1 protein-coding gene and 1 pseudogene are annotated in these 924 nt (G+C 65.6%); both read right to left on the minus strand.

Translation table 11 applies throughout. The features are described from left to right. Positions 1–547, minus strand: a pseudogene (locus E4U92_RS35150) (ADP-ribosyltransferase); the annotation flags it as partial. Beyond that, on the minus strand, positions 544–924 hold a 381-nt coding region (locus tag E4U92_RS35155), incomplete at its 5' end, for a DUF6507 family protein (RefSeq protein WP_241681795.1). The gene E4U92_RS35155 and the pseudogene E4U92_RS35150, both read right to left, overlap by 4 nt.

Below are 924 nucleotides of genomic sequence, written 5' to 3' on the forward strand. Positions count from 1 at the left end.
TCGCGTTCTTCAAGTCCTCCGCATTGAAGCCGTACTGGTCCTTACGGTCCGACCCGTCCCCCGCCACCATCTGCGTACCGTGCCAGATCGCCGTGATCTTGTTGTGGCACGTCCGCTCCGCCGCCCAAAACGCCGCAACCGTCGCCGTGATCTCATCCCGCAACTGGTTGTGCTCGTCGACCTTGTCCCCGTCGTACTCCCAGTCGTCGTCATCCTTCACGGAGTTGACGAACGTCTGCGCCTTGCTCTTGAGCTCCGCCAGCTTCGACACCAGCGGACGGATCTCGGTGGCGTAGGACGACAGCGCGCCCGAGACCGTCTCCAGGTGGGTGGCGAAGTCGTCGGCGCGGTCCTGGACGGGCTTGGTGGTGGCGAACAACTGCTCGGCCTCGGGCGCCTGGTAGAACGCCGACAGCCCCTGGAACTGGGAGTGGACGTCCTTCCCCGTGTCCCGGACGTTCCCGGCGTCCTTCTTCAACGCCGCATGGTCCAGCTCCAACTGCGCCAGATCACCGGTGAACTGCGGAATCTCCTCCGGCTTGATCACGCCTTGCCCACCCCCGGCGCATCCAGCTTCGGCGCCTTCAACGTATTGCGCTGCGCCTCCAGCGCCATCTCCTCATCACCGTTCAAATACGCCGTCGTCGCATCCACCACACCCTGCAACGACTTACCCGCACGCGCCGCCACGAACGACAAGTCCTTCGACGCCCGCTCCGCATACTGCGACAACGCCAGCGCCACCAGACCACCCTGCGCCTGCTTACCCCCCGCCGCCGGCGCATCCGCGGAGATCGTGCCCGCACTCGACGCCGCCGACGTCAGATGCTCACCGAACGCCGTCGCATACCCCTGCAGATGCGACGCCGTCTCCCCCGTCGTCTTCAGCACACCCGAAATACCCTGCGGCTTCAGATCCCAGCC

Source organism: Streptomyces galbus (genome assembly GCF_005280195.1).
Taxonomy (GTDB): domain Bacteria; phylum Actinomycetota; class Actinomycetes; order Streptomycetales; family Streptomycetaceae; genus Streptomyces; species Streptomyces galbus.